Annotated in this window: 16 protein-coding genes; 6 read left to right on the top strand and 10 right to left on the bottom strand. The window is 62.5% G+C overall.

Annotation, left to right across the window (positions count from 1 at the left end; genetic code table 11):
* Positions 1-10 precede the first annotated feature (10 nt).
* The 4 genes from DOM56_RS01895 to DOM56_RS19905 form a co-directional block, all read right to left on the bottom strand.
* The gene (locus tag DOM56_RS01895) at positions 11-871 is read right to left on the bottom strand and encodes a tripartite tricarboxylate transporter substrate binding protein (protein WP_232822132.1); all 861 of its coding nucleotides are present in this window, start codon (positions 869-871) and stop codon (positions 11-13) included.
* 691 nt (positions 872-1,562) lie between these two features.
* A complete protein-coding gene (locus DOM56_RS01885; RefSeq protein WP_232822131.1) occupies positions 1,563-2,669 on the bottom strand; it encodes a hydroxyacid dehydrogenase in 1,107 nt (368 codons plus the stop codon).
* A complete protein-coding gene (locus DOM56_RS01880) occupies positions 2,666-3,997 on the bottom strand; it encodes an alpha-hydroxy acid oxidase (RefSeq protein ID WP_110707238.1) in 1,332 nt (443 codons plus the stop codon). Before DOM56_RS01880 ends, DOM56_RS01885 begins: the two co-directional genes overlap by 4 nt.
* A gap of 103 nt (positions 3,998-4,100) precedes the next feature.
* Positions 4,101-5,180 (bottom strand): 4-carboxy-4-hydroxy-2-oxoadipate aldolase/oxaloacetate decarboxylase, encoded by a 1,080-nt coding sequence (locus tag DOM56_RS19905; RefSeq protein ID WP_232822130.1) that lies wholly within the window; start codon positions 5,178-5,180, stop codon positions 4,101-4,103.
* On the opposite strand from DOM56_RS19905, the gene DOM56_RS01870 reads away from it, so the two are divergent.
* The 3 genes from DOM56_RS01870 to DOM56_RS01860 all read left to right on the top strand — a co-directional run bounded on the left by DOM56_RS01870 (position 5,125) and on the right by DOM56_RS01860 (position 8,144).
* Positions 5,125-6,072 (top strand): tripartite tricarboxylate transporter substrate binding protein, encoded by a 948-nt coding sequence (locus DOM56_RS01870; RefSeq protein WP_232822129.1) that lies wholly within the window; start codon positions 5,125-5,127, stop codon positions 6,070-6,072. The two genes, DOM56_RS19905 and DOM56_RS01870, sit on opposite strands and share 56 nt — an antisense overlap.
* 65 nt (positions 6,073-6,137) lie before the next feature.
* The gene (locus tag DOM56_RS01865) at positions 6,138-6,599 is read left to right on the top strand and encodes a tripartite tricarboxylate transporter TctB family protein (RefSeq protein WP_157958136.1); all 462 of its coding nucleotides are present in this window, start codon (positions 6,138-6,140) and stop codon (positions 6,597-6,599) included.
* Positions 6,600-6,602: 3 nt separating this feature from the next.
* Positions 6,603-8,144 carry a tripartite tricarboxylate transporter permease gene (locus DOM56_RS01860; protein WP_110707235.1) on the top strand — a complete coding sequence of 514 codons (1,542 nt, stop codon included), beginning with the start codon at positions 6,603-6,605 and terminating at the stop codon, positions 8,142-8,144.
* A 56-nt stretch (positions 8,145-8,200) separates the two neighbouring features.
* Here DOM56_RS01860 and DOM56_RS01855 read toward each other — a convergent pair whose 3' ends face one another.
* A complete protein-coding gene (locus tag DOM56_RS01855) occupies positions 8,201-8,884 on the bottom strand; it encodes a GntR family transcriptional regulator (RefSeq protein ID WP_110601919.1) in 684 nt (227 codons plus the stop codon).
* A 139-nt stretch (positions 8,885-9,023) separates the two neighbouring features.
* Positions 9,024-9,887, bottom strand: a complete 864-nt coding sequence (locus DOM56_RS01850) for a YicC/YloC family endoribonuclease (protein WP_110707234.1) — start codon at positions 9,885-9,887, stop codon at positions 9,024-9,026.
* A gap of 173 nt (positions 9,888-10,060) precedes the next feature.
* Between DOM56_RS01850 and rph the strand changes: the two genes are divergently transcribed.
* Positions 10,061-10,783 (top strand): ribonuclease PH, encoded by a 723-nt coding sequence (rph, locus tag DOM56_RS01845; protein WP_110707233.1) that lies wholly within the window; start codon positions 10,061-10,063, stop codon positions 10,781-10,783.
* A 285-nt stretch (positions 10,784-11,068) separates the two neighbouring features.
* Positions 11,069-12,805, top strand: a complete 1,737-nt coding sequence (gene poxB / locus DOM56_RS01840) for a ubiquinone-dependent pyruvate dehydrogenase (protein ID WP_110707232.1) — start codon at positions 11,069-11,071, stop codon at positions 12,803-12,805.
* A 64-nt stretch (positions 12,806-12,869) separates the two neighbouring features.
* On the opposite strand, the gene DOM56_RS01835 is transcribed toward poxB, so the two are convergent.
* Positions 12,870-13,478 (bottom strand): TetR/AcrR family transcriptional regulator, encoded by a 609-nt coding sequence (locus DOM56_RS01835; RefSeq protein WP_110707231.1) that lies wholly within the window; start codon positions 13,476-13,478, stop codon positions 12,870-12,872.
* Positions 13,479-13,659: 181 nt separating this feature from the next.
* On the opposite strand from DOM56_RS01835, the gene DOM56_RS01830 reads away from it, so the two are divergent.
* On the top strand, positions 13,660-14,076 hold the full coding sequence (locus tag DOM56_RS01830; RefSeq protein WP_110707230.1) for a RidA family protein: 417 nt from the start codon (positions 13,660-13,662) through the stop codon (positions 14,074-14,076).
* Between the two features lie 104 nt (positions 14,077-14,180).
* On the opposite strand, the gene DOM56_RS01825 is transcribed toward DOM56_RS01830, so the two are convergent.
* The 3 genes from DOM56_RS01825 to DOM56_RS01815 all read right to left on the bottom strand — a co-directional run bounded on the left by DOM56_RS01825 (position 14,181) and on the right by DOM56_RS01815 (position 17,673).
* Positions 14,181-15,314 carry an alkene reductase gene (locus tag DOM56_RS01825; protein WP_110707229.1) on the bottom strand — a complete coding sequence of 378 codons (1,134 nt, stop codon included), beginning with the start codon at positions 15,312-15,314 and terminating at the stop codon, positions 14,181-14,183.
* Between the two features lie 168 nt (positions 15,315-15,482).
* Entirely contained in the window at positions 15,483-16,250 is a 768-nt protein-coding gene (locus DOM56_RS01820; RefSeq protein WP_110707228.1) for a glucose 1-dehydrogenase, read from the bottom strand.
* A gap of 43 nt (positions 16,251-16,293) precedes the next feature.
* Positions 16,294-17,673: a GntP family permease gene (locus tag DOM56_RS01815; RefSeq protein ID WP_110707227.1), complete on the bottom strand. Its 1,380-nt coding sequence runs from the start codon at positions 17,671-17,673 to the stop codon at positions 16,294-16,296.
* Between the last annotated feature and the right edge of the window lie 189 nt (positions 17,674-17,862).

The raw sequence follows: 17,862 nt of genomic DNA, 5'->3' as shown, positions 1-17,862 counted from the left end.
CGAGTGGCGCTTACTTCCAGGGCTGGGTTTCCCAGATCTGCTTGGCGAGCTCCAGCTGTTCGGCGTTGAGCGCCTCGAAGTCGTCACCCAGTGCAAGTTCGGTGGGATTGCCCGACTTGCGCATCGTGGTCTGAAAGTCCGGGTCGTCGTAGGTCTGCTGGAATGCGGCGAGCAGCTTTGACTCGACGTCGTCGGGCAGGCCGGCCGGCGCGACGAAGCCGCGCAGGGCGCCATTGACCAGGTCGTAACCCTGTTCCTGGAAGGTCGGGATATCCTCGGCCATGCTGGAGCGCTCTTTCGAGGCGATACCCAGAACGTTCAGCTCGTCGCGAAAATTGACCACTTCGGAGACGTTGATGATACCCATCGTCACGTGCCCCCCCATCAACGCGCTGCGTGCCGGCGCCGAACCCGAGAAGGGAACGGTGATGTAGTCGGCGTCCGTCGCGCTGGAGAGCTTCTGCAGGAAGAAATGATCGTCGCCGCCGAGGCTGGACATGGCGACCGTCACCGCGCCCGAGCGTGCCTTGGCAGCCTCGACGAGCTTGTCCATGGTGTCGATATCACTACTTTTTGGCGTCACGATCACATTGGGATCGTTAACGATATTGGCGAGATAGGTGAAGCTGTCAGCGTCGTAATCCGCATTGCGGTCGAGGGTTCGTGCCATCGCCCCCGGCAGATTGTAGGTGCCGATGGTATAGCCATCCGGGTCGGCTTCGGCCACGGCCGTGATGCCGATCTGCCCGCTGGCTCCGGGCATGTTCTTGACGATCACGGACACACCGTTACCCAGGTACTTCTCCAGATAAGGTGCGATATTTCTTGCCATGACGTCGGTGCCGCCACCCGCGGCAAAGCCGACGATCATGTCGATTTTCTTTTCAGGATAATCTGCCAGTGCGCTCGTGGTAGTGATACATGAAACGATAAGCGCTGCGGCGACCGAAAGCGATTTGAATCCCATTTTTGTGCCCTCAAGACTCTCAATTCGTCCGGCCAGTTAAGGGCACATCAAAGGGGGGCTAAAGCGAATATTTTTATTGGGCGTGGTTAATTTTTTTTCACACAAGGAATTAGGGATGTGAATAGAGACTTTGGTCTAAAGTTTCGCAAATTTACTTAAATGATGTCCGGCATTGTGTCAATCAGACCAATTGTTCGGCGAGTTCGCGCACTACCCCGGGTACCGAGCGTGTCGGATGCTTCGAATATCTAAATTGTCAGGTTAACGAGATGCTGCCTGGTGGTCGCTGCCGCCCCGATGGCGCAAGCAAGACATCGCGATAGGACTAACCCCCAAGAGACGGGCGATCCGCTGTAGATCGGCGGTATTGGCGGCGATATCGCCGCCGAAGCCGGCCGTCGACAGCTCGGCGAGTAACCGGCGATAGCGCCCGGGCAGCGTCAGCTTGGCGCTGGCCCGGTCAAGGCGTCTCATCATTGCCAAGTGCAGCGCTCGATGAGAATCCGCCAAGCCACCAGACCCCAGCCGATACGGTATTTCGATTGCAATACCATGTCAGGTCGACTGGTATTGAAGGAGCCAAGCGTGTCGTGCTTTATCGATAAGATTTTGTTGGATGTTCGCCGAATATCGCATGGTAACGCTCAGCGTACATTGGCCAGGCTTCGGGATTGAGCAAGCGCGGCGGGAATTCACCGTCCAGTGTTTCGATCAGTTGCCGTGTTGCCCAGGTCGCAATATTACGCCGCGCCTCGTGAGTGACGCCGGCGGTGTGATACGTCGCCATGACATTGGGCATGGTCAGCAGTGGATGGTCCAGAGGCGGGGGTTCAATGTCCCACACATCGATACCGGCTCCACCGATATGTCCGCTTTGAAGTGCCTCGGCCAACGCCGCTTCCGAATGGATGCCACCGCGTGCCGTGGTAACGAAGAGTGCGCCGGGTTTCATGGCAGCAAAGGCGGACGCATCAAACATCCCAAGCGTGTCGGCCTTCCTCGGGCAGTGCAGCGATACGATGTCCGATTCGGCCAGTAGCGTCGATAGGGTCACCGGTTGGGCACCTCTCTCTCGAATCGTGTCCGCGTTCAGGAACGGATCATAGGCGATCACCTCCATGCCGAACGCCCTGGCCAACGCGGCAACGCGCTTTCCGATATGGCCGATGCCTACGAGTCCGACTGTCTTGCCTTGCAGCTCGCGTCCCATGAGATCCTCGCGGGAGAAGGTGCCACCTTGCCTCAGGCGGTGGTCATTCTCCGCGAGTCGCTTGTTGACTCCCAGCATCATGCCCAAGGTATGTTCGGCCACCGATTGGGCGTTGGCGCCGGATTGATTCATCACGAGGACGCCGGCGCGGCTGCAGGCCTCGATATCGACCGTGTCATAGCCGGATCCCGAGGTGGAGACACAAAGAAGGTTGGGCGTTCTGGCGAGCAGGGCCTCGTTGGCAAACCAGGCCGGAGGCGTTTCATCCTTGGCCGAGGATATCTGGTAGGCGTGTGCCGCCTGCAGCACCTCTGTACAGTCGTCGAGGCGGCTGGCGACGGGAAGCGTGGTCAGCGTGATATCGGGGCGGGTCTTGTAGATAGCCTGCATCGATTCGTCGTACCAGACATCGAGTCGGAAGACCGACTTGTCGAGAGACCGTTGCCGCGACGTCGTCTCTAGTGGTGTCGGCGCACTGTGTTGATGATTCAATTTTCGCTCCTCGCTTCCTGACGATGATTCTCTCGATCGGTGTGATGGTCTCGATGTGACGAATTTTCTGGACTGTCGTGATGACCTGGGTCGTTGTCATTCGACAAGCGGCGCTCCGCCATCGAGGTCAGCGCGACCAGGTGATCCCGGCGCAACTGATTCAGTCGAGTGATGCCCAGTAATGCCATGTCTCGCCGGATCTCGGCCGACATGAGTTCGATGGCGTGCGCGACTCCCGGCTCGCCGCCGACGGCGGCGGCATAGGCGAACGGTCGCCCGATAAATACGAAGCGCGCTCCGAGAGCCAGGGCTTTCAGCACGTCCGTGCCGCGACGGAACCCGCTGTCGATCATGACCGGCAGGTCACCCACTGCCGCGATGATGTCGGCCAGCGCATGTAACGGCGAGATCGCCCCATCCAGCTGCCGGCCGCCGTGGTTGGATACGATGAGCGCGTCGACCCCGAGTGCCTGGGCTCTTTCCGCATCGGTGGGATGCAGGACACTCTTGAGTACCAGCCGGCCCCGCCAGATGTCGCGAATGAATGCCAGATCGTCCCAGTTCAAATGGCCCCGGTCGGAAATGTCTCGGTTGACATGGGGGGAAAAAATAGGGGCGCCGCGGGAAGCGTAGTTGTTCTCGAAGTGCGGCATCCCGTGGCGATGGAGCGTTCTCAGGAAGGTGTTGATCAGCCATCCGGGATGTGAAATTCCATCCCAGGCCAGTCTGACCGACGGCTTCATGGGGGAGGAGAAGCCGGCTCGACGGTTGTTGTCCGGGTTCGTGGCAACCGGCGTATCCAGGGTGATCACCAGCGTGGTGAACCCCGCTGCCTGGACGCGTGCCACCAGCGACCGAATGGCCTCGCGCCCGGCCGGTAGATAGGCCTGGAACCAGGTCGAATCTCCTCGCCCGGCGAGGGTTTCCATACGGATTAGCGATGAGCCGCTCATGATCATCGGGATGCCCGCCGATGCTGCGGCGTCAGCGAGGACGATGTCAGCCCGGTAAGCCCACAGTGCGCCGAGTCCCATCGGTGCGATACCGAACGGTGACGACATCGGCAAGTCGAAGAGAGTCGTGGTCTGGCTCACTTGAGAGACATCCACCAGCACGCGTGGCATGAAGCCATAATCGCCAAAGGCATGCCGGTTGGCTCTGGACGATTGACCCTCTTCTGCGGCATTGGCGATGTAGGAAAAGATGGCGTGGGGAAGATACCGCCGAGCCGCCGCCTCGAAGTCGTGCAGATTGTGAATACGGGCCAGCCGTCGACGGGTTGCCGCCGATCGGGCGTCAGCGAGAAGGGGGCGGATTGAGATCGGCATCGAGCGTTCCATCAGTCAGTCTAGCGGGGCCGGCGTTCAAGGGGATTGGGTCTTCGCGCGATACCCTCATCCCGCGACGCGCCGGTCATTGACTAGCCAGGCTTTACTTCAAACCCAGGCGGTCGAGGGTGCCGCGTAGATTCAGTAGATCGAGCGTGCTGGCCCCTTGCTCCAATTCACGGCGGAACGCCTCTTCCTTCTCTTCGCGCGCCTGGGAGGCCGTGATGACGTCATCGAGCGCTTCGCTTGCCACTACCACCACGCCGTCCCGATCGCCGACCACGAAGTCGCCGGCACGTATCGCCACGCCGCCGCATTGGATCGTTTCGTTGACCTTGCCCGATTGATGCTTGTGCGTTCCCTTGATCGAGAGCCCGCGGCAGAACACTGGAAAGCGGGATTCGATGATGGTATCGGCGTCGCGCACCATGCCGTCGATGATCAGGCCGCTGATGCCTGCCAGCGTGGCCGCCAGCGTCAGAATATCCCCCCATGGCCCACCTTCGGTGAAGCCCTTGGCATCGACGACCAGCACATCACCCGGTCTTGCCTTGGAGATGGCGTAGTGAATCAGCAGATTGTCGCCGGGCGAGCAGTCCACGGTCAGCGCCCTGCCGGCCATTCTTAGCGTAGGATCCAGCGGCTTGATGCCGGAATCCATGGCGCCACGCTGACCTTGAGCTTCATGAATCGTTGCACTGCCCAAGGTCTTCATCGTGTCCATGACGGTCTGTGAGGTCATTCGTTGGCCCTTCTCTGAGTGAGGAGATCGTCCGGTGCGCAAGGTCTCGTCAGCGCAGGACATCGACAAGAACAATAAAAAAACAATAAAGATGGCCTGTCTACAAAATCTTCCTTTTTCCAATGCGAGACAAAAGTATAATGAAGTTAAAATATATTTATATTCAGTTGTTTGTAGGCTGTGTTCGGTTTTTGGGCAGAGCGGTTGAAATCGCCGCTTGAGCCAATGAGACACCTGTGATTCGATGATTTTGTTTTTTATTAGAACAATAATCGAAAGCCAAACGATATCAGTCGTTTTCGACATCCATCCGAGCACAGCTCGCCAAGCCAGTACGTCCGTTGAGGCGATGGCGGCGAAAAAGGAGAGGCCCATGAAGCCTGGCATGAAGACAAGAACCGTTGCGATCGCCGCCATCATGCTGATGCCATTGTCGGCCATGGCCGATTATCCCGAGCGCGCCGTGCAGATGATCATCGGCTATTCCGCCGGAGGCGGCACGGATATCGCCGCGCGGACACTGGCTCCCTATATCGAGAAGGAATTGGGCACCGACATCACCGTCATCAATCGCCCCGGCGCCGGTGGTGAGGTCGGCTTCACGGCACTGGCCAACGCCGAGCCCGACGGTTACACCATCGGCTTCATCAATACGCCCAACGTGCTGACCATCCCGATCGAACGTGACACACGCTACGAGCTTTCCGATTTCCAGCCGGTGGCCAGCGTTGTCGATGATCCCGATGGCTTCAACGTGGGGCCGGATAGCGAATTCGCCTCGCTCGAGGATCTGGTCGCCTACGCGAAGGAACACCCCGGCGAGATCACCTACGGCACGACCGGGGTGGGCTCGGACGATCACCTGGCCGCGCTGGCGCTAGAGCGCTTGGCGGGGATCGAGATGACCCACGTGCCCTTTCCCGGCGCTGCCGACGTACGTCAGGCATTGATGGGCGGGCACATCGAGATGGGGATATTCAACATTGGCGAAGCGGCGGCGGACGTGAAGGCCGGGCGAATCAAGATGCTGGCCCAGGCCGCAAGTCAGCGTTCGAAGGAATTACCCGATGTGCCGACGACTGCCGAAGCCGGTTACGAGCTGACTATTGGCTCGAACCGCGGCATCGCCGTTCCTGCCGGGGTCCCGGACGCGATCGTTCAGAAACTCTCCAGTGCCATCGAAGCGGCCATGAACAACGAAGAGTTCCAGAAGGCAGCCGCGCAGCAGTCGTTACCACTCGACTACCAGGACCCGACCACCTACCAGCAAACACTTCAGGACCTGCAGGCACGTTTTCAGACGCTTTGGGACGAATCTCCCTGGAGTCAGTGATAGGACGAGCCAGCCCCTGGCTGGCTCGCCACTTTTTATCCATCGCATTTGAGAGGAGCGCGATGATGCGTCAGGCAGCGGTAGAGACAGGTGTGGCACTCGCTGGCGCGACACTCAGCGTCTTCGGGCTTGTCCATGCGCTGGGTTTCACGCGAGATTCCGCCTATTTGCCCACCGTCGTGATGGGATTTCTGACCCTCCTGCTGGTGGTATGGGCTGTGAGGTCTGCGCTTGCCTTGCGTCATGAAGGTGGTGAATCGATGCGATTGTCGCCGGGCCATGTCAGAAGGTTTTTCACCTTGCTGGCAACCTCCATCGTCATGATCGTCGCTGCACCCAGGTTGGGATTCGCCACTACGTTTCTGCTGTTCGTACCTCTGAGTGGAATGCTCCTCGGCTATCGCAGAGGCAAGTGGCTGGTGGTCACGGCAATCATTTTCTCGCTGTTGATCTATGTGATTTTCCAGGTGGTGCTGGATAGACCACTACCTCCCGAAATGGCGCTGCGTCTTTTCACAGGGATATGACTCATGTGGGATTCCATTCTTTCCGCCCTCCCGTTGCTATTCTCACCCGCTGTCCTGCTCGCCATGGCCGGTGGTACGACCATCGGCGTGCTCATCGGTGCCCTGCCTGGGCTTTCGGCGACGATGGGGATCGCCGTGCTGATTCCGCTGACGTTCACCATGGACCCACTGGTTGCGCTCGGCATGATGGCGGGTATCTACAATGGCGCCATGTACGGCGGCGCAATTCCCGCCATTCTACTGCGTATTCCCGGTACGCCTGCCGGTATCGCCACGGTCTTCGATGGCCATCCCATGGCGCAAAAGGGCCAGGGGCTGGAGGCGATGAAGATCGCGTTGACGTCTTCGGCGATCGGCGGCTCGGTCAGTGCCCTGGCGCTGCTTTTTCTGAGTCCGCCTCTGGCCGCGATGGCGTTGAAGTTCGGCCCGGTGGAGGTTTTCTGGCTGGCGATCTTCGGGCTGGCGGCCATCTCCGTACTGCTGAGCGATGCGCCCATCAAGGGGCTCATCAGCGCCTGTCTCGGTCTCGTCATCGGTATGGTCGGCATCGACTCGATGACCGGTAACGAGCGCTTCACGTTCAATGTCATGGATCTCATGGGGGGTATCGACATCCTGGTGCTGCTCACCGGGCTCTATGCCATTCCGCCGGCTCTGACGCTGGCGCAGGAAGCCATGCTGCTGAGCAGGAACAGCATCGGCAGCAGCGGAAGAACGAGAAGCGGCATCGGCTGGAGACGACTGGTGCCGACCTGGTGCCGGGCATCGGCCATCGGCGTGATCGTAGGCATCATCCCGGGCACGGGGGGGAATATCGCAGCCATGCTCTCATGGAACGAGGCGCGGCGTGTGGCGAAGGACAAGTCGCGGTTCGGCAAGGGAGCGCCTGAAGGCGTCGCAGCGGCGGAGTGCGCCAACAACGCTGACAACGCGGCTTCCCTGATTCCCGCGCTGACCCTGGGGATTCCGGGCAGCAGCGTTTCTGCGGTCATCCTGGGCGGGTTGCTGGTTCACGGCATGCTTCCGGGGCCGGACTTGTTCACGCGCTCCGCTCCCGTCACCTACGGCTTTATCCTGGCCATGCTGGTGACCTCGATCATGCTGTTCGTGATCGGTCGGCTTGGCGCGAGGCTGTTCATCAATGTGATGTACATGCCGCCGCTGCTCCTGGCGCCGATCATCATTGCCCTGACCACCATCGGCGTCTATGCCATTAACAACAGTCTGTTCGATGTGTGGCTCATGCTGGCGTTCGGGGTCATGGGGTGGGGCATGGAACGACTGAAAATTCCGCTGGCGCCTGCGGTATTGGCCGTCATTCTTGGCCCGGTGGCGGAATCGAACCTGCGTCGTGCGATGCTCATTGGCCGGCATGAGGTGAGCTATCTCTTCTCCAGTACCATTGCCATCGTGATGGTGACGATCATTGTGCTGACCGTTCTAGTGCCGGTCATTCGGCGCTTACTCACCCACTACCGGGGGCGGCCGTCGAAACTGGCGATGGCGAGCGACCCTGAGCGGGCCCGTCAACGGTTTGAGCCTTGAGCGTCAGTGATCTGGAATAGGTTGATTCAGCGCGTCTTTGGTGAGCTCGAGGCGCGCTATGTCTTATCCGCTTTTTCCCAAGGGTCTCCTTTCGATTGGGCCGACTGCCTGGCCATGAAAACGCAGTAGGCCATGCGCAGGTGCACGCGCATGAGGTCTTCAGCGTAACTCTCCTCCCGTTGCTCGATCGCATCGATGATGTCCCTGTGTTGCTGCATCGAGCGCTGCATCTCTGCGTCGGAGTAGAGGTAATAGGAGCCTACCGTGATCGGTGAATCGACCAGCATCCTGACCATCTGCTTGAGCTGCGCAGAGCCAGATGCCGTCATCAGGATCTGATGGAATTTCTGATTTTCCGCCTGGATGCTGAACAGGTACTTGTCGGGCTGGTCCCGATAGAGTCCTTCGATCACGTCGGCATGACGATGCAATTGCGCGATCTGCTCCGCCGTCGCACGGCTAGCGGCCAGCCTGGCTGCGCGTGATTCCAGCAGGATGCGCAGCTCGTAGATGTCGACGATATCGTCCTGCTGCCAGGGCGAAACGAATGAGCCGCGACCCTTCTCGTGATAGATCAGGCCGTCGTCCACGAGGCGCTGAATGGCTGCTCGAACCGGCGTCCGGCTGACTGCAAGCGTCTCGGCTAGATGGGCTTCCTTGATCTGCATGTCCGAAGATAACTCTCCCGACATGATTTTTCTTCTGAGTGTCGTGTAGACCCGATCTGTGAGCTTTGTCATGGCTTGAATGCGATCACGCTAGACCGTCATGACGGTCGTCCGGAACCCTGGGCTGATGTCGATACCGTGCCAGCATCGCATCGGTGACAGGTAGTGTCATGTGGTGGGGTGATGGATCGTCCTCCGATGGATGGACATCTCACTCCAGATTCTGAATCTGCTCCCGCATCTGCTCGATCAGCACCTTCAATTCCACCGCGCAGCGGGTGGTGTCGGCGACGACGGCCTTGGAGGAGAGGGTGTTGGCTTCGCGGTTGAGTTCCTGCATCAGGAAATCGAGGCGGCGGCCGATCGGCCCTTTCTGTTTCAACTGACGGTCCACTTCGGTGACGTGGGTTTCCAGCCGGTCGAGTTCTTCGGCGACATCCGCCTTGTGGGCCAGCATCACCATTTCCGCTTCCAGGCGTTGCGGGTCGAGTTCGGTCTTGGCGCTCTCCAGTCGTTCCAGTAGCTGGGTACGCTGGCGCTCGAGAATCGTCGGCAGGTGCTCGCGCACGGTCGCTACCTGTTCGCGGATGCCGCTCAGACGCTCGCGAATCAGTTCCGCCAGGCGCTCGCCTTCGCGGGCGCGGCCGGCATCCAAATCCTCGAGTGCGGCGTCGAACAGCGCGAGTCCGGCGGCTTTGACCTGATCGATATCCAGGCGCTGGGTGGCCATCACGCCAGGATGGGCGAGCAGCTCCAGTGCGTTGGGCATCGGCGCTTCCGGGAGCTGGGCGCGAACCTGCTCCAGCGCCTGGGAGAGGGCGGCGAGTTGATCGGCATTGATCTCCGGTGCGGCGTTGCCTTCGGCGGGGTCGAAACGCAGCGAGCACTCCACCTTGCCGCGGGCGAGGCGCTGGCGCATGGCATCGCGAAAGTGCGGTTCGAGATCGCGCAGGGTATCGGGGAGGCGGAAGTGGGGCTCCAGGTAGCGCTGATTCACCGAGCGCAGTTCGAGCTGCAGGCTGCCCCAGTCGGCGTCACGGGTCTGGCGTGAGAAGGCGGTCATGCTGTGGGGCATGGGAGTTCCTTGAATCGTCGAGCTGATCGATCGAGTGTAACCCATCCGTGAAGCCGTTGGCCGCCGCTCGCCAGCGGTGAATGTGCAGCCGAGCCGTGTAGAATGGCCGGCCTGCTGTGAAGCGTCGAAGACGTGGCGCTTCTGTCATTGATGTTTTGGATCGAGAGGCTTTCATGCGCCCGAGTGGACGACAACCCGATCAGCCCCGCGAGGTCACGCTGACCCGCGGTTTTACCCGTCACGCCGAAGGCTCGGTGCTGGTGAGCTTCGGGGATACCCAGGTGCTGTGCAACGCCAGCGTCGAAGCCGGTGTGCCGCGCTGGTTGCGCGGCAAGAACCAGGGCTGGGTGACCGCCGAGTACGGCATGCTGCCGCGGGCGACCCATACTCGCGGTGGCCGTGAGGCGGCGCGAGGCAAGCAGGGCGGGCGCACGCTGGAGATCCAGCGCCTGATCGGCCGCAGCTTGCGCGCGGCGGTGGACCTGAAGAAGCTCGGCGAGTTCACCATCACGGTCGACTGCGACGTGCTGCAGGCCGATGGCGGCACCCGTACCGCGTCGATCACCGGGGCCTGTGTGGCACTGATCGAGGCGCTGCAGTACATGCAGCGCAAGAAGATGATCAAGACCGATCCGTTCCGCCAGTTGGTCAGCTCGATCTCGGTGGGCGTCTACAAGGGCACACCGGTGCTCGATCTGGACTATCCGGAAGACAGCGCCGCCGATACCGACATGAACGTGGTGATGACCGAGGACGGCAAGCTGATCGAAGTACAGGGCACGGCGGAGGCCGAAGCGTTCTCCCGCGCCGAGCTCAACAACATGCTCGACCTGGCCGAGAGTGGCTGCCAGGCCCTGTTTGCCAAGCAGCATGAAGCGCTGGGCATTCGCCGCTGATTCGCTGCCGTGATGGCGGCCGCATGGGCCGCCATCCTGGGTTTCTCTCCGATTTTCTCTTCTCTTTTCGCGGTTCTCTCCCCTGGGGATTTCGACTTCCGGCTGACTGGCTGGTCATCGTCGCTCGGCGGGCTCAGGCCCGGCGGCAGGGCCCGGTATTTCTACTAGACTAAAGTCCAAGCACTGGGGCCTCGGCTTGGAGGCTCCATTCGCTGTTCTCTTCAGTCATCGGGGCTGCCCGGCATCTGACCTCGCCGGGAGTCCAGTCAACCCAGGGAGACTCTCGTGGCCGAACCGAATATTGCGGACCTCATCATCGAGACGCTGGACCGCGCCGGCGTGCGCAACATCTGGGGGCTGCCGGGCGACTCGCTCAACGGCCTGACCGAGAGCCTGCGACGCCAGGAGCGGATTCGCTGGCGCGGCGTGCGCCACGAGGAGGTGGCGGCACTCGCGGCCAGCGCCGAGGCCGATGCCACCAAGCGTCTGTCGGTCTGCGCCGGCTCCTGCGGCCCGGGCAATCTGCATCTGATCAACGGCCTGTACGAGGCCCAGCGCGCCAATGTGCCGATGCTGGCGATCGCCGCGCAGATCCCCTCCAGCGAGATCGGCCTGGGCTACTTCCAGGAGACCCACCCCGAGAACCTGTTCCGTGAGTGCAGCGACTACTGCGAGCTGGTGTCGTCGCCGGCGCAGATGCCGCGGGTGCTGGAGACCGCCATGAACGTGGCGATCACCCAGCGCAGCGTGGCGGTGATCGTGATACCGGGGGACATTGCGCTGCAGCCGGCACCGGTCAAGGCCTCGAGCTGGTCCGATCCGGTGCGCGCCGTGCCGGTGCCGCCCGCGCCTGCACTCGATGAGCTGGCCGAATTGATCAATGGCCAGGAGCGTGTGGCGATTCTCGGCGGCTACGGCTGCGACGGCTATCACGATCAGGTCGTCGCCCTGGCCGAACGGCTGAAGGCACCGGTCGTCCATGCGCTGCGCGGCAAGCAGTCGCTGGAGTACGACAACCCCTATGACGTCGGCATGACCGGGCTGATCGGTTTCAGCTCCGGCTATCACGCGCTCAAGGATTGCGACTTCCTGCTGATGCTGGGAACCAACTTTCCCTATCGTGACTTCTTCCCCGAGCACGGCAGGATCGTCCAGATCGACGAGCGCGGCCCCCACCTGGGCCGGCGCAGCCCATTGCTGAAGGGGCTGGTGGGCGATATCGGCGCTACCCTCGAGGCGCTGCTGCCGCGTCTGACCGAGAAGACCGATCGGGATTTCCTCGACGATGCCCAGAAGGATTACCGCAAGGCGCGCAAGGGGCTCGACGACCTCGCCACCCCGCGCGGCAGCGGCGAGCCGCTGCATCCGCAATACCTGACCGCGCGAGTGAGCGAGCTGGCCACCGGCGATGCCGTGTTCACCTGCGATGTCGGCACGCCGACGGTGTGGGCAGCGCGCTACCTGGCCATGAACGGCCAGCGAAGGCTGACCGGTTCGTTCATGCACGGTTCGATGGCTACCGCGGTACCCCAGGCGATGGGCTGGCAGGCGACCTTCCCCGAGCGCCAGGTGGTGGCGCTGGCCGGCGATGGCGGTATCAGCATGCTGATGGGGGATCTGATCACGCTGGTCGAGCATCAACTGCCGGTAAAGATCGTGGTCTACAACAACCACACGCTGGGCTTCGTGGCGATGGAGATGAAAGCGGCGGGCTTCGTCGACGAAGTCACCAACCTGCCAGCGGCGGATTTCGCCAAGGTCGCCGAGTCGCTGGGCATGTTCAGCGTCCGTGTCGAATCCTCCGACGCCATCGACGATGCGTTGCGCGAGGCGTTCGCGCATGACGGCCCGGCGCTGGTCGACGTGCGTACCGCCAAGCAGGAGTTGTCGATTCCGCCGCGTATCCAGGCCGAGCAGGCCAAGGGCTTCAGCCTCTACACCATGCGCGCGGTGATGAGCGGTCGCGGCGACGAAGTGGTCGATCTGGCCAAGACCAACTGGCCGTGGCGGCGCAAGAAGTAGACGAAGACAACCGCGATGATGCCGTCGCCCGGCCCTCTCGCCGGTGGGCGACGGTGATCTCCGATCAGCTCGGGCTGGTGGAAGGGCCGAGCGCCAATAGCCCCGAGGCCAGTTGGCGGAAAGCGTCGGTGGCCCTGTCCAGCACGTCAGCATCATCGCTGGCGGCGACCCAGAGCGCGGCGTTGAGCGCCGCGCCATTGATCAGCCGGGCGGCGGCTTCCACGTCCACCGGCTTGACGACTCCCTCCCTGCTCAACGCCTCCAGCGTCGTCATCGTCGCCAGCAGGCAGCGGTTCTGGCTCGGCCACTGGGAGGGATCTCCCAGCACCGCCGGGCCATCCAGCAGCACGATGCGCTGGATCTCGGGATCGCGCGCCAGCTCGATGTAGGCACCGCCCTCCGCCAGCAGTGCCTCCCAGGCATCGGTATGGCGCTGCCCGATCTCATGGGCGCGGGCGGCCATCTCGCTGTCGAGTCGGTCGACCACGGCGGCCAGCAGACCCCGCTTGTCACCGAAATGATGATAGAGCGCGCCTCGGGTCAGGCCGGCACGGGCGGTGAGCTCGTCCATCGAGGCGCCGGCGTAGCCCTTCTCGGCGAAGGCCGCTCGCGCAGCATCGATCAGCTTGGCGCGGGTCTCTTCCAGCATTTCGGCGCGACTACGTCGGGTCATGATCTCTCCTGTGTTCAAGACGGCTTCGTCCGTTCCGCCGCAAGGGTATCGCGAGACGACAATTATTGGCATACGCAGCGTATATTAATTTGACATACATCGCGTATGTGTCATTAATATACGTGTCGTATGTCAATTCTCTGGCGCTCTCGTGCGTCGCGCTGTCCCAAGGAGTCAAACCATGTTGCAAGCTCAGCCTACCCAGTCGCCGCAGCCGGTCTTTCCCGCCAACCGTAGTGCGCTCTACGAGAAGCACGGCTACTCGGCCGCGATTCGCTCCGGGGATCTGCTTTTCGTCTCCGGCCAGGTCGGCAGCCGCGAGGATGGCTCGCCGGAGCCCGATTTCGAACGCCAGGTCGCGCTCGCCTTCGATAATCTGAAGGCGGTGTTGGCCGCCGCCGGCTGCGGGCTGGAGGATCTCGTCGACGTCACGACCTTCCACACCGATCCGGAGCATCAGTTCGATACGGTGCTGGCGGCCAAGTCGCGTCACTTCCCGGCGCCGCCCTATCCCAACTGGACCGCCGTGGGCGTGAACTGGCTGGCCGGGTTCGATCTCGAGATCAAGGTGGTGGCACGAATCCCCAGCGACGGCTGATGCCGGCGGTCTCGCCATCAAAAACGCCCCGCGATGGCGGGGCGTTTTCATCTCAGCGGCAAGATCCTGCCAGCGAGGTGCCGGGATTACGGCGGGTCAGGCGATCAGGATTTCTCCTCGATCATCTTTTCACGCGCCAGACGCGCCTGCTCTTCCTCGTAGGTGGGAAAGTCGACATAGCCTCGGGCGTCACCGCCGTAGAAAGTATCCGGGTCGAACTCGGCCAGCGGCCAGTCGTGCTGCAGGCGCTCGACCAGGTCCGGGTTGGAAGTGAAGTGGCGACCGAATACCGGCAGGTCGATGACACCTTCATCGACCAGCTTCTGCGCTTCCGCCTTGTCGAGATTGCCGGCGAACAGCAGCGTGCCGCGATAGGCGTCGCGGAACTGACGCAGGAACTCTCGCGGCAGGCCATCCTGCCCCTGGGCGCCCTGGTCCATCAGGTGGACGTAGGCCAGGCCGCGCTTGCTCAGCTCGGCGGCAAGATAGAGATAGGTCCCTTCGATATCGTCGTAGCTCGGCATATCGAACAGGGTGCCGTAAGGCGTCAGGCGCACGCCGACACGATGCGCGCCGATCAGCGCGATCGAGGCGTCGATCGCCTCGAGCAGCAGCCGGCAACGGTTCTCGCGCGAACCGCCGTAGTCGTCGGTGCGGTCGTTGAGGCCGGCGTTGATGAACTGCTCGAGCAGGTAGCCGTTGGCCCCGTGCAGTTCGACGCCGTCGAAGCCGGCATTACGCGCGTTCAGCGCCGCCTGGGCGAAGTCGTCGACGAGCCGGCGGCACTCCTCGGTGGTGGCCGCGCGCGGCGTCGTCGCCGCCAGCATGTCGGGCTGACCGTCTTCGTTGTAGCCGAACGCCATGCCGCCCTGCTTGGCGCTGCTGCTGATCGGCGCGGCGCCGTTGAGCTGGATCGACGTGTGCGAGACACGACCGACGTGCCAGGTCTGGCAGAAGATGACCCCGCCGCGCTCGTGCACGGCCTGGGTCGCTTTCTTCCAGCCGGCGATCTGGTCCGGCCCGTAGATGCCCGGATTGAACAGGTAACCCTGGCCCTCGCGGGAGATCGGGCTGCCCTCGGAGATGATCAGCCCGGCACTGGCGCGCTGACGATAGTAGAGGGCGCCCATCTCGTCGGGGATGTCGCCCTTGGCGCGGGCCCGGGTCATCGGGGCCATGACGATGCGGTTGTTGAGGCGCGTACCGGCAAGATCGAACGGTTCGAATAGCGATGTCATATCGTGAACTCCTTTTTATGCCGACATTCGGCCGCGGTATATGGCCGGCCAAACGCAGAGCGAGCCCGAAAGGGCTCGCTCGAATAGACCAAAGTCTAGGAAACGATTAGCCGACCAACAATGAAGCCTGACGACCGGGTCGATAGAGGGAACCTATCGCGGGCCGGTTCACACCACCGAGGTCATGCCGCCATCGACGAACACGTTCTGCCCGGAGACGAAGTTGGACGCCCCGGAGCAGAGGTAGACCAGCGTGCCGACCAGCTCCTCGACCTGGCCCCAGCGCTGGGCCGGCGTGCGCTTCTCGATCCAGGCGTTGAAATCGGCATCCTGCCACAAGGCCTGATTCATGTCGGTCTGGAAGTAGCCGGGGGATAGGCAGTTGACCTGGATGCCGTAGCGCGCCAGGTCCGCCGCCATGCCCTGGGTCAGCAGCGCCACGCCGCCCTTGGAAGCGGCATAGGGCACGATGGTTTCGCGGGCCAGCTTCGACTGCACCGAGCCGACATTGACGATCTTGCCGCTGCCGCGCTCGGACATCGCCGGACTCAGCGCCCTGGAAACATAGAAGGCGCTGGAGAGATTCGTCGCCAGCACGGCGTCCCAGTCGGCGGGGTCGAAGTCGTTGAAGGGCGCCCGCTTCTGCAGGCCGGCGTTGTTGACCAGGATGTCCGGCACGCCGAGTCGTTCGATCAACGCGGCAGTCGCGGCTTTCACGGCCTCGGCATCGGTGACGTCGAAGGCCACGGCGTCGACCTGGGCCCCGGTCTCTGCCGCCAGTGTCCGCGCGGCCTCGTCGGCGGCTTCCTGGCGGCGTCCGTGAAGGATGACGTGAGCGCCGCGCTCGGCCAGCCCGCGGGCCAGTGCGTTGCCCAGGCCGCGGGTCGAGCCGGTGACCAGCGCCAGCCGGTCGCGAATGTCGAAAAGGTCTTTCATCGGTACTCCTTGCCGCCAAAAACGGATCTGGCGGGTCAGTGACTTAGAAAATCAGATAGACGATGCAGGCGAGCAGGAAGCCGACCACCGATTCCAGCGCCTGCTGCACGGTCCAGGTCATCAGCGTGGTCTTGACGTCCATGCCCAAAAGCCGCCCCACCAGCCAGAAGCCGGAGTCGTTGACGTGGCCGGCGAACACCGAGCCGGCAGCGGTGGCGAGGGTGATCGCGACGATCTGCATGGCCGAGAAGTCGCCGCTGGCGACGGCGGGCGCCATCAGTCCGGCGGCGGTGACCAGCGCCACCGTGGCGGAACCCTGGGCCAGGCGCATCACCACCGCGACCAGATAGGCGGCGACGATCACCGGCATGCCCAGGTCGCTCATCGAGTCGGAGAGCGCATCGCCGATGCCGGAGGCCTGCAGCACGCCGCCGAACATGCCGCCGGCGCCGGTGATCAGGATCACCGAGCAGATCGGCCCCAGCGAGGAGTCGACGATCTTCTCCAGCGCGCTGCCGCCTTCACCGCGGCGGCTGCCCAGCACGTAGATCGCCACCAGCACCGAGATCAGCAGTGCGATCGGCGTCTCACCCAGCGAGGAGAGGAACTGGAACCAGGTAGCGTCGCTGTCGGCCACGCCGGCGGCGCGGGCGAAGTCGAGCCCGGTATTGAGAAAGATCAACGCCAGCGGCAACAGCAGTAGCGCAATGACCGTACCCACGCTGGGCGGATTCTCGATCGTGTCGTTGTCCTGGCCGCCGAACAGGCTGACTTCCAGCTTGAAGTCGAAACGGCTGGCGGCGAAACGCCCCCACAGGTAACCCGAGAGGTACCACATCGGGAAGGCGATGAGGATGCCCACCAGCAGCACCAGGCCCAGGTTGGCGCCGTAGAGCTCGGTGGCGGTGACCGGGCCGGGATGGGGCGGCACGAACACGTGCATCACCGAAAACGCCGCCGCCGCCGGCAGGGCGTAGAGCAGCACCGGGCCGCCGAGGCGTTTCGCCACCGCGAAGATGATCGGCAGCATCACGATCAGGCCGGCATCGAAGAAGATCGGGAACCCCATGATCAGCGAGGCGATACCCAGCGCGAACGGGGCGCGGGACTCGCCGAACAGCGACACCATCCGTTCGGCCAGCACCTGGGCGCCGCCGGAGTGCTCCACCAGCTTGCCGAGCATGGCACCGAAACCGACCAGCAGCGCCACCGAGCCCAGCGTGCCGGCGAAGCTGTCGGTCATGGTATCGACGATGGCACCGGACGGGATGCCGGTGGCAAAGGCGGTCAGCAGGCTGACCAGCACCAGGGTGGGAAAGGCGTGTAGATGAAAGCGGATGATCAGTACTAGTAGCAGGGCGATCGCGGCGGCGGCGATGCCGAGCAACGGCCCTGCGGTCAGGGTTTGCGTCCAGTCGTCCATGAAGCTCTCCCGGAAGGGGTGGTTATCGTCCCACGGTTGCATGAAGTCATATGTCTAAAAATACGACATTGGTTTGCCGCTCTCGCCCTCTGCTCGTTCGATGGCGCCGGAGGCTCGTCGCCTCCGTATCGGTGACGTGGTTTACTTACTACGTCGGTAGCCGGCGGGCTCGATAATTTGAACAATCCT

Source organism: Salinicola sp. CR57 (assembly GCF_003206585.1).
GTDB classification, from domain to species: domain Bacteria; phylum Pseudomonadota; class Gammaproteobacteria; order Pseudomonadales; family Halomonadaceae; genus Salinicola; species Salinicola lusitanus.
The sequence above is the reverse complement of the archived record's forward strand: the minus strand, read 5'-3'. Positions and strand labels throughout refer to the sequence as shown.

Bases quoted from the DNA above. Each gene is read 5' to 3' on its own strand.
- DOM56_RS01855 (WP_110601919.1), bottom strand. From the start codon at position 8,884: ATGACAAAGCTCACAGATCGGGTCTACACGACACTCAGAAGAAAAATC.
- DOM56_RS01860 (WP_110707235.1), top strand. From the start codon at position 6,603: ATGTGGGATTCCATTCTTTCCGCCCTCCCGTTGCTATTCTCACCCGCT.
- DOM56_RS01835 (WP_110707231.1), bottom strand. From the start codon at position 13,478: ATGACCCGACGTAGTCGCGCCGAAATGCTGGAAGAGACCCGCGCCAAG.
- DOM56_RS01880 (WP_110707238.1), bottom strand. From the start codon at position 3,997: ATGCCGATCTCAATCCGCCCCCTTCTCGCTGACGCCCGATCGGCGGCA.
- rph (WP_110707233.1), top strand. From the start codon at position 10,061: ATGCGCCCGAGTGGACGACAACCCGATCAGCCCCGCGAGGTCACGCTG.
- DOM56_RS01865 (WP_157958136.1), top strand. From the start codon at position 6,138: ATGCGTCAGGCAGCGGTAGAGACAGGTGTGGCACTCGCTGGCGCGACA.
- DOM56_RS01850 (WP_110707234.1), bottom strand. From the start codon at position 9,887: ATGCCCCACAGCATGACCGCCTTCTCACGCCAGACCCGTGACGCCGAC.
- DOM56_RS01815 (WP_110707227.1), bottom strand. From the start codon at position 17,673: ATGGACGACTGGACGCAAACCCTGACCGCAGGGCCGTTGCTCGGCATC.
- DOM56_RS01870 (WP_232822129.1), top strand. From the start codon at position 5,125: ATGAAGACAAGAACCGTTGCGATCGCCGCCATCATGCTGATGCCATTG.
- DOM56_RS01825 (WP_110707229.1), bottom strand. From the start codon at position 15,314: ATGACATCGCTATTCGAACCGTTCGATCTTGCCGGTACGCGCCTCAAC.
- DOM56_RS01820 (WP_110707228.1), bottom strand. From the start codon at position 16,250: ATGAAAGACCTTTTCGACATTCGCGACCGGCTGGCGCTGGTCACCGGC.
- DOM56_RS01830 (WP_110707230.1), top strand. From the start codon at position 13,660: ATGTTGCAAGCTCAGCCTACCCAGTCGCCGCAGCCGGTCTTTCCCGCC.
- DOM56_RS19905 (WP_232822130.1), bottom strand. From the start codon at position 5,180: ATGGCCGACAATGGCATCAGCATGATGGCGGCGATCGCAACGGTTCTT.
- DOM56_RS01895 (WP_232822132.1), bottom strand. From the start codon at position 871: ATGATCGTCGGCTTTGCCGCGGGTGGCGGCACCGACGTCATGGCAAGA.